Origin of the sequence: Marichromatium sp. AB31 (assembly GCF_003718685.1) — a bacterium.
Classification (GTDB): domain Bacteria; phylum Pseudomonadota; class Gammaproteobacteria; order Chromatiales; family Chromatiaceae; genus Marichromatium; species Marichromatium gracile.
On the sequence record NZ_RHFI01000023.1, the window covers coordinates 41093 to 50966 of the forward strand.

Here is a 9874-nt window from a genome sequence, read left to right on the forward strand (position 1 = left end):
CCGCACATGAACGTACGCACACGCTTCGCCGGCGGACTCATCGCCATCCTCATCGTCGATCTCGCCGTCGGACTCTACGGTTTCCATCTCCACAAGCAGGCCGCCGATCGCGAGTCCGAGATCCGCGCCCGCAGCTCGCAGATCGTCACCACCGCGCTCACCGCCCAGGTCAGTTTCAAGACCCAGGTGCAGGAGTGGAAGAACATCCTGCTGCGCGGCCAGGACCCCGAGCTCTACCAGCGCTATCTGGCACAGTTCGAGCAGGAAGAGGTCGAGACCCGTGCCGCCGTCGCCCGGCTGCTCGAGCTGCTGCGCGACCACGACCCGCGGGTGCGCGCCAGCGCCGAGCGCTTCCTCGCCGCCCACCTGCGCCTCGGCTCGGCCTATCGCGACGCGCTCGATCACTATCGCGCAGAGGACCCCGCCGCCCAGCTCAGCGTCGACCGCGACGTGCGCGGCATCGACCGCGAGCCGACCGAGTTGATCGATCGTCTGGTGGCCGAGGCGCGCGCCCACGAGCGCATCCAGATCGCCGCCATCGACCGCCAGACACGCGCCGCCGAGTTCAAGGTGCTGGCGCTGGTGCTCGGGGTGATGAGCGTGGCCGTGGCGGCGCTGATCTGGCTGCTCGATCGCACCATCGGCCAGCCCATCGCCACCGCAACGGCGATCGCGCGGCGGGTGAGCGCCGGCGACTTCTCCACCCAGATCCAGGTCAGCGGCAACGACGAGCACGCACAGATGCTCCATGCCCTCAAGCACATGCAGGAGAATCTCGCCAACTCCCAGGAGCACCTGCGCCAGAGCGAGGCGCGCTTCCGCCTGCTGCTCGAGTCCACCGGCGAGGGCATCTACGGCGTCGACACCCAGGGCCGCTGCACCTTCTGCAACCCCGCCGGCGCGCGCATGCTCGGCTACGACTCGCCGCAAGCGCTGCACGGACGCGACATGCACCAGACCCTGCACCACTCACGCCTCGATGCCAGTCCCTATGCCGCGCGCGACTGCAGGGCCGCGCGCACCCACCGCGACGGCACCCCGGCGCGGGTCGACGACGAGGTGTTCTGGCGCGCCGACGGCACCAGCATCCCGGTCGAGTACCACGCCAACCCGATCTATCGCGACGGCAGCCTGGTCGGCGCGGTGGTCACCTTCGCCGACATCTCCGCGCGCAAGCGCGCCGAGCTGGCGCTGCGCAACGCCCATCAGGCGCTCGCCGAGGAGCGCGCGCTGCTCGCCGAGCGGGTGCTCGAGCGCACCGCCGAACTCGATCGCGCCAATGTCGAGCTGGCGCGCAGCGCCCGTGCAAAGGACGAGTTCCTCGCCGCGATGAGCCACGAGCTGCGCACCCCGCTGACCTCCATCCTCGGACTCTCCGAGACCATCGGCGACACCCTGCTCGGGCCGCTCACCGCGCAACAGGCGCGCGCCATCCATACCATCCATGAGAACGGCGCCCATCTCCTCGAGCTGATCAACGACATCCTCGACATGTCGCGGGTGGCCTCGGGACAGATGCAGCTGCGCTGGGACCAGATCCCGGTCAACCAGCTGTGGGAGGCGAGCCTGCGGCTGATCGGCCCGGCGGCCAAGCGCAAGTCGATCGCCATCGCCACCGACATCGACCCGGCGGTGCGGCTGGTCCAGGGCGACAGCCGGCGGCTCAAGCAGATGCTGGTCAACCTCCTCGGCAACGCCGTCAAGTTCACCCCGGAGGGCGGCCGCATCGGGCTCAAGGTACGCGCCGACGCCCCCCGGGGCGAGGTCCATGTCTGTGTCTGGGACACCGGCGTCGGCATCGCCCCCGACCAGCGCGAGCGACTCTTCCAGCCCTTCGTCCAGCTCGACAGCCGGCCCTCGCGCCAGTACGACGGCAGCGGGCTGGGGCTGGCGCTCGCCGCGGGTATGGCCGAGTTGCACCACGGGCGCATCGAGGTCGAGAGCGAGCCCGGCGCCGGCAGCCGCTTCGACATCGTGCTGCCCTGGGATCCGGCCGCGCAGGAGGCCGGCGACGAGCCCGGGAGCCACGCCGCGGGCGACGACGAGGCCGCGGAGGCAGACGCACTCGGCCAGGTCCAGGTACTGCTGGTCGAGGACAACGAGAGCAACCAGGAGATGATCGCCACCTATCTGCGCATCCGCGGCTGCGCGGTCGCCACCGCCCGTAGCGGCAAGGCGGCGCTGGCGCTCGCGCGCGAGCGCCGACCGGACGTGATCCTGATGGACGTGCAGATCCCCGGCATGGACGGGCTCGAGACCACCCGACGGCTGCGCGAGGCGCCGGCGCTGCGGCGCACCCCGATCATCGCCCTGACCGCGCTGGCGATGCCCGGTGATCGCGAGCAGTGTCTCGATGCCGGGATGGACGACTATCTGAGCAAGCCGCTCGGGCTCAAGGAGCTCTACAACACCCTCACCGGCTGGGTGCGGCGCACCCGCGAGGGCTGAACGGCAGCAGGCTCAGGACAGCACCAGCCGCCGGCACACCACGCACTTGTTCTTGCCCCGTTTCTTCGCCGCGTACATCGCCTGATCGGCGCGGCGCACCAACAGCTCCGGTGAGCTGGCGTGATCGGGATAGATGGCGATCCCGGCGCTGGCCCCGACTCGCACCCCCTGATAGTGCAGCTGCTCGGCATCACCGATCAGCGTGATCAGCTTGTTGCCGAACTGGTGCGCGGCATCGGCGTCACCGACCTCGGAGAGCAGGATGGCGAACTCGTCGCCGCCGAGCCGAGCGACGGTATCGGCGCGACGCACCCCCTGGCGCAACAACACCGCAACCTGCTCGAGCAGCCGGTCGCCGGCATGATGGCCGAAGGTGTCGTTGACCTGCTTGAAGCCGTCGAGATCGAGATAGAGCAGGCCGTAGCGCCGCCCGTAACGCATCGCGCTCTCGTGGAGCCGTTCGAGCCGGTCGAAGAACAGCGTCCGGTTGGGCAACCCGGTGAGTCGATCATAGTGCGCCAGCGTCACCAGCAGCGACTCGTAGAGACGCCGACGGATGATGCCGAGCGCCAGGTACCAGGAGCCGACCGCGATCACCAGCAACACCCCGGCGCCGAGCATCAGCAACCGCGTCAGCAGCCCGCCGGTGTGATGCTCGATCACCGCCGCCGGGACCTGCGAGACCAGATACCAGACATAACGCTCGGTGCCCGGCGCGGTGCGCGCGAGATGACCGACACCGAGTCGACGTCCCGGCTCCAGCGGATGGAGTTCGGCAAAGGTGAACAGCCCGTTGTCGGTACGGACCTGACCCTGTTCGTGCGCGCGCAACAAGGCCCACTCGCGCGGATAGTCGTTGTCGAAGCGCCGCGCCGCGCGCTCCGGGATCATGAAGCCCCAGGTATCGTCCTTGCGCGGGCTGAGCATCCAGTAGCCATCGGCGTTGAGCAGCGCAAGCTCACCGCTCATCGCTGCACCGGCGGTGGCCAGACGATCGAGCAAATGTTTGCCGAGATAGTTGATCAGCACCACGCCGCGCTTGTTGCCGACGGCATCGAACACCGGGGTGCCGAGCCGGATCATCGGCTTGAGCGGACGCTCGAGGCCACCGTGCTCGATGTTGAGATCGAAGGGCGAGACATAGACCTGCCCGCGACGCAGCGCCAGGCTGGCGGTGAAGTAATAGCGATGGTGCTTGTCCTGGAGATCGGCGTTGCGCACCACCGCCGGGGCACCGTCGTTGTAGTTGACCCGCACCCGCTCACGCCCCTCGAGATCGAGGAAGCGCAACTGGTCATAGACCCCCTTGAGGGTGGAGAAGGCGAGATATTCGTCGGCGATGGCCGAGCGCAGGTGTTGCGTGTCGCCATCAACGAGCAGCCATTCGAGCTCGTTCTGACCGGCGAGGACGAAGAGGTCGCCGATGACGTCGTCGAAGGTGCCGTGGACGAGATAGCGCAGCAGCTCGATGCGATAGCGCTCCTGCTCGGCGGTGTTCTCGAGATAGCGCTTGACCTCGGACTGGTAGAAGATGGCGCCGAGACCGCCGATCACCGCGGCGATGGCGAGAAAGATCGCGAAGAACAGGGTCAGCGAGTGCGCAATCAGCCGGTCCTGTCGCTCCCCCCCGCCATCACGTTCAGCATCTTGTCCCGTTTGCACCAGGCTCTCGTCCTACCACACACCCGACCACCATTGCCGCCCCAACCGATTCACGGCACTGGCGCGATGGTACGCCGCCCCACCCTCGGGTGCCAGTCGGCGGGCGGCGCGCGGGACGGCGAGAGCCACCGCCCCGCGCCCTGGCTCAGACCTTGAACTGGCCGACCATCTCCTGCAGCTCGGCGGCGAGCTTGGCCAGCTCGTCGCTGGAGGCGGCGATCTGACCCGAGGTCTGCGAGGTGGTGTCGACCGACTGGGCGATGTTGGCGACATTGCGATCGATCTCCTCGGCCACCGCACTCTGCTCCTCGGCGGCACTGGCGATCTGGGTGTTCATGTCGTTGATCTGCGCAATCGCCCCGGCGATGGTGGTCAGCGACTGGCCGGCGCGGGTGGCCTGCTCGACCGTCTCGCTCGAACGCACGCGCCCCTGCTCCATGGCACCGACGGCGCTGTTGGCCCCCTCCTGCAGGCGCTCGATCATCGCCTGGATCTCCTTGGTCGAGGTCTGGGTGCGACTGGCGAGGTTGCGCACCTCGTCGGCCACCACCGCGAAGCCGCGTCCCTGCTCGCCGGCGCGCGCGGCCTCGATCGCGGCATTGAGCGCGAGCAGATTGGTCTGCTCGGCGATACCGCGGATCACGTCGAGCACCTTGCCGATCTCGTCGCTGTCGGACTCCAGGCGGTGGATGACCCCGGCGGCCTGCTCGACCTCGTTGGCCAGCAGACCGATGGCATCGATCGTCTCGCGCACCACCCCGGCGCCCTCGGTGGCCTCGCGATCGGCCTCGCGCGCGGCCTTGGCCGCGTCGTTGGCATGGCGCGCGACCTCCTGGACGGTGGCGGTCATCTCGTTCATCGCGGTGGCCACCTGATCGGTCTCGGCGTGCTGGTGCTGGACCTGTTCACGCGTCCCGTCGCTGGTCACCGACAACTCCTCGGCGGCCGAGGCGAGCTGGCTGGTGGCGCCACTGACCTGACGGACCAGATCGTGGATGCGGGTGACGAAGGCGTTGAAGGCGGTCGCCAGCTGCGCCACCTCGTCGCGCCCCTCGGCCGGCAGACGTTGGGTGAGGTCGCCATCGCCGCTGGCGATGTCCTCGAGCGCGCCGACCACGCCGCGCAACGGTCGCACCAGACTGCGGCTGAGCAGCACGATCAGCGCGCTCATCACCGCAAGCCCGACCAGGCCGATCAGCACCACCTTGGTGATCATGGCGTTGACGTGCGCCAGCACCTTGCTCACCGGCAAGGCCATGGCGATGGTCCAGTGCTGCTCGGTGCCGGTGAGCGCCAGCGGCTGGGAGATGACCAGCGCCTCGCCATCGAGGCTGTCGCTCCAGCGCTGGGTGACGAAGGACTCGCCACGCTCGAGCGCGGTGACGAAGCGTCCCATGTCCTCGCCGAGCACGTCGGTATCGGTCTCGCGCAGATCCTTGCCGAGACGGCGTTCGTCGGGGTGGGCGATGACCGTCCCCGTACCGCTGAACAGCGCAGTCACGCCGTCGAAGGGGCGGATCTTGGCGACCTGGGCCTGGAGATCGGAGATCAGCAGATCGACCCCGACCACGCCGACCACCCGACCCTGCTCGAGGATCGGCACCGCGATCGATGTGAGCAGCTGATCGACGCCGCCGAGCGCGTAGAGATAGGGATCGAGCACCACCGTCTTGCCGCTCTGCTTGGCCAGGCGGTAATAATCGCGGCTCTCGTAGTCCTCGAGGATCTCGGTGCCGATGGTCTCGCCGTCGCGATACCAGTAGGGGATGAAGCGACCCGTGGCATCGTGCGCCTCGGTGCCGGCGAAGCGTCCGTCCTCACCGTCGAAGGCATCGGGCTCCCACACCATCCAGGCGCCGACCAGCTCCTGGTGGTCGCGCAGATAGGACTGCAGCAGCTCGGAGAAATAGTCGCGACGCACCCCAACCGGGATCTCGTCGCGGGCATGGAGCACGCTCATCAGCGCGGTTACCCCTTCGAGTTCGGCCAGCACCGAGCTGGCCAGCTCCACGCCCTGGGCGCGCGCGACCTCCTGGGAGAGCGCAATGGCCTGCTCGGTGGCCGAATCGCGCACCACGTCGCGCACGAATAGGATCACCCCGAGCAATACCACAATGGTCACCGGGATCAGGGTGACCAATAACTTCTGCATCATCGTCAATCGGTTCAGCATGACTGCGGGCCCTCGTCACGATAGCAAGCTATCGATCGGTTGTTCTGTGTACGAAACGGATAGCGACATGCCCGAAGCCGTTTTCACGGACATAACAGCGACGCAGAACCAGGCCGCTGAGCTACCATGCTCGTTTGTCTCGGGCCACGACAGAGGAAGGCGGACCATGCCCCCGGAACTACAGGCATTCATCTCGATCGGGTCGAACATCGCGCCGACCCAGAACATCATATGCAGTCTGGAGCTGCTCCAGACAATGCCGCAGACGCGGCTCAAGCACCGTTCGTCTTGGTATCGCACGCGACCCTGGGGAATTGAGAACCAGGCTGAATTTATCAACCTGGTGGTGGAGGTCGAGACCGCGCTCGAGCCCGAGACCCTGCTCGAACATACTCAGACGATCGAACAGCGCCTCAACCGTCATCGCACGGTGCGCAACGGTCCGCGCACCATCGATCTCGACCTGCTGCTGCACGGCGATCGGGTGCTGACGCTGCCGCACCTGGAACTCCCCCACCCCGGTCTGCACCAGCGTGACTTCATGCTGATCCCGCTGCTCGAGATCGCCCCCGAGGCCCATCACCCCACGCTCGGCCCGTTGCAGGCGTTGCGCGACGCGGTGAGCTACCGCCAGATCATCGAGCGGATCCCTCAGCCGGAGACCGACGGTCTCGCCGAACCCGCCTGAGCCCTCAGCCCGCGCCGGGATAGAGCGGCGCGAGCGGCGTGGCACGCGCGGTCTCGGTCGAGGCGTCGGTCAGCGCCGGCGCGAGCCGCGCCCAGCAGCCCGCCCCGTCCCAGGGCTCGCCCGTCGGGGCATAGAGCGCACGCTCGAGCGCGGCCAGGGTTGCGCCCAGCCCGGGGCGACCGAGCCGCCGCCCCAGCTCCACCGGCCCGGCCGGCGCCCGCGCGCCCCAGCGCGCCCGCCCCCAATCGAGCAGCGCTGCGCGCGCGGCGCGCGGATCGTTGGCGCGACAGGCCGCCTCCACCCTGGCCCGCGCCGCGCCGAGATCCACCGAGGCGCGCGGCGGTGCCACCGGCGCCTCGCCCCCGGCACGACGGCGCCACCACAGCCAGATCAGCGTCGCCGCCCACCCCAGCCCCAGCACCAACGCAACCCAGGGCCAGGGACCGGACCCGGCCGAGCCCTGCCCACCCTCATCGGTCGCGACCGGTCCGTCCCCCACCACCGTCTCGGCAACGGCCGCCGAGGCCGGGCGCGAGGGCAGCGCCGCGCCGGGCGCCGGCGCGACCTCCAGGGTGCGCGCCGGGATCACCGCCTCGCGCGGGCGATCGTTGACCAGGTCCCACCAGACCAGACGCACCTCGGGCAGGTGCAGCGGACCCGGGCGGGTCGGGATCAGCGCGATCTCGTGGCGCGCGCTGGCGCGCACCTCGCCGGCGGCGAGCCCGTCCTCGACCCGCGGACGACCGGGGTAGCGCTGCGCGCCCTCGACCTCGGGCAGCACCAGCTCGGGGAGCTGGGTGGCGCTCGCGCCCTCGACCTCCAGCGTCAGCACCCGCGTCAGCGGCTCGCCGACCACCGCGCGCGGCGGGGTCTCGGCCCAGTCCTCGCGCAGCCGCACCGCGCTCGCGGGCAACCAGGGCCCGACGGCGGCGTCCGGGCGCGCTCGCACCTGCAGGGTCAGGGTCTCGGCGCGCTCGACCAGCCGCCGCTCGCCGCCGCCGGCGCCGAAACCCGAGAGGCTGGGGAAGTCGCGATAGAGCGCCCCCGGACGGGGCGCGGCGGCGAAGATGACATCGAGCCGCGGCCCCTCGACCCGCAGCGCCCCGCTGTGCTGGGGGATGAGCAGATAACGGCGCTCGACCCGGGTGTACTCGACGCCGTCGACCACCGCGCGGGAACTCCGGTCCTCGCCCAGCGGCTCGACGATCGCGCCCTCGGCCACCGGCGCCGAGAGCGCCGCCTGCAGCGGGCGCTCGCGTAGCAGGATCGCCACCCGATAGACCAACGCCTGTTGCACATAGGGGGCGGCGGTCTCGACCGCGGCCTCGACCCGGGCCAGGGGCGGCGCTCCCGGCTCGGCAGCGCGCCGCGCCCCGGCCTCCACCACCTCCACCCGGCGCGGCTCGGTGCGCGCCGCGCCGAGCGTGATCGGGGCGATCTCGATCACCCCGGGATGACGCGGCGCCAGCACCAGGGTCCATACCCGCAGCCGCGAGATCGTGCCGTTGATGATCCGCATCTGCTCGGCATGGCTGCGCTCGAGCACCTCGAAGTCCTGCTCCAGCCGGCGCAGATCGGGCTCGCCCTTGAGCCCGCCATCGGCGATCAGCCGCACCACCAGGGTCTCGTTGAGCGCCAGGCGCTGGCGCTCGAGATCGAGCCGCAGCTCAGCCGACTGCGCCAGGGCGCCGAGCGAGCAGCCGACGAGCAGGAGGATGAGCAGGACAAGCGACCAGGGTCTCACGGCAGACGGCCCTCCCGACGCAGGTGTTGCAACAGAAAGCGTTCACGCAGCAGCCCGCCGGGATCGTCCGGCACCCGCCGCAGCTGGGCATCGAGGGCGCGCTCGCGCTCGTCGCCGAGATCGGCGTCGGGGGCCTCGCGCGCGCCCGCCGCCTCGGTCTCCGCCCCGCGCCCGGTCCCGCCGTCCTCGGCACCGGACTCGGACTCGGACTCGGACTCGGGATCGGGATCGGGATCGGGATCGGGATCGGGATCGGGATCGGGATCGGGATCGGGATCGGGATCGTCGTCCGCCCCGTCCTCACTGGTCGAGGGGGGCTCGGGGCGCAGCGCGGGCGGCTCATCTCGGCGGGCATCGGGCTCGGTTTCATCCTCCGAGGCGGGCGCGTCGTCCGCAGGCCCGTCCGACGGGCGCTCGGATTGTGCGCCATCCGCTGAATCGTCATCCCCATCGCTGTCACCGCCACCGGGATCATCAGCGTCCTCGGGCGGCGTCCGGTCACGCGCGGTCTCGACCAGTTCGAGGTTGTGACGGGCATCGGCATGGTCCGGGTCGCTCTCGAGCACCCGGCGATAGGCGGCGGCGGCCTCGTCGAGCCGACCGAGCCGAGCGAGCGCGTTACCCCGGTTGTACTCGGCCTCGCCCCCCGTCACCCCGGCGAGCGCCGCCAGCGCCGCGGCCGGATCACCGGCGCGCTGCAACGCGGTGGCGCGCCAGGCCGGATCGCGGAAGTGCTCGGCCGCGCCGGCGGCGTCCCCCGCCGCGAGCGCCCGCGCGCCCTGCTGGTCGGGACGCCACCACAGCCAATCCCAGCCATCGGCGCGCGCCGGCGGCGCGGGCCAGACCAGCACCACCACCAGCAACAGCCAGCCGCGACGAAAGGCCAGCGCCGCCAGCGGCAGCAGCGCGAGCAGCAACCAGGGACCCTGGTCGCGCCAGCGCGCCACCAGTTGCTCGTGCTCGCCCGGACTCGGGTCGCCGAGGGCGAGCAGGCGCTCGGTGTCACGCCCATCGGCGCGCGCCTCCAGATAGCGCCCGCCACCGACCCGGGCGAGGCTGCGCAGTGCCTCCGGGGTGAAGGGGGCGAGGCGCACCGCGCCCTCGGCGTCGGTGGCCAGCCCGCCCTCGGCCAGCGGCAGCGGCGCGCCGCCGGGGAGAT

Annotated in this window: 6 protein-coding genes; 2 read left to right on the forward strand and 4 right to left on the reverse strand. The window is 70.4% G+C overall.

Annotated features, from left to right (window positions below):
* The first annotated feature begins 6 nt into the window (after window positions 1-6).
* Entirely contained in the window at window positions 7-2448 is a 2442-nt protein-coding gene (locus EBL84_RS13945; protein ID WP_123141373.1) for a response regulator, read from the forward strand.
* Between the two features lie 12 nt (window positions 2449-2460).
* On the opposite strand, the gene EBL84_RS13950 is transcribed toward EBL84_RS13945, so the two are convergent.
* Window positions 2461-4110: a diguanylate cyclase domain-containing protein gene (locus tag EBL84_RS13950; RefSeq protein ID WP_123141374.1), complete on the reverse strand. Its 1650-nt coding sequence runs from the start codon at window positions 4108-4110 to the stop codon at window positions 2461-2463.
* Between the two features lie 145 nt (window positions 4111-4255).
* Window positions 4256-6262 carry a methyl-accepting chemotaxis protein gene (locus tag EBL84_RS13955; RefSeq protein ID WP_223807023.1) on the reverse strand — a complete coding sequence of 669 codons (2007 nt, stop codon included), beginning with the start codon at window positions 6260-6262 and terminating at the stop codon, window positions 4256-4258.
* A 187-nt stretch (window positions 6263-6449) separates the two neighbouring features.
* Here EBL84_RS13955 and folK point away from each other — a divergent pair, with 187 nt between their 5' ends.
* Window positions 6450-6971 carry a 2-amino-4-hydroxy-6-hydroxymethyldihydropteridine diphosphokinase gene (folK, locus tag EBL84_RS13960; protein WP_123141376.1) on the forward strand — a complete coding sequence of 174 codons (522 nt, stop codon included), beginning with the start codon at window positions 6450-6452 and terminating at the stop codon, window positions 6969-6971.
* A gap of 4 nt (window positions 6972-6975) precedes the next feature.
* Here the strand turns inward: folK and EBL84_RS13965 are convergent, their stop codons facing one another.
* Window positions 6976-8715 carry a BatD family protein gene (locus EBL84_RS13965; protein ID WP_123141377.1) on the reverse strand — a complete coding sequence of 580 codons (1740 nt, stop codon included), beginning with the start codon at window positions 8713-8715 and terminating at the stop codon, window positions 6976-6978.
* Window positions 8712-9874: tetratricopeptide repeat protein (locus tag EBL84_RS13970; RefSeq protein ID WP_123141378.1), on the reverse strand; the 1163-nt coding region annotated here is incomplete at its 5' end. The genes EBL84_RS13970 and EBL84_RS13965, both read right to left, overlap by 4 nt.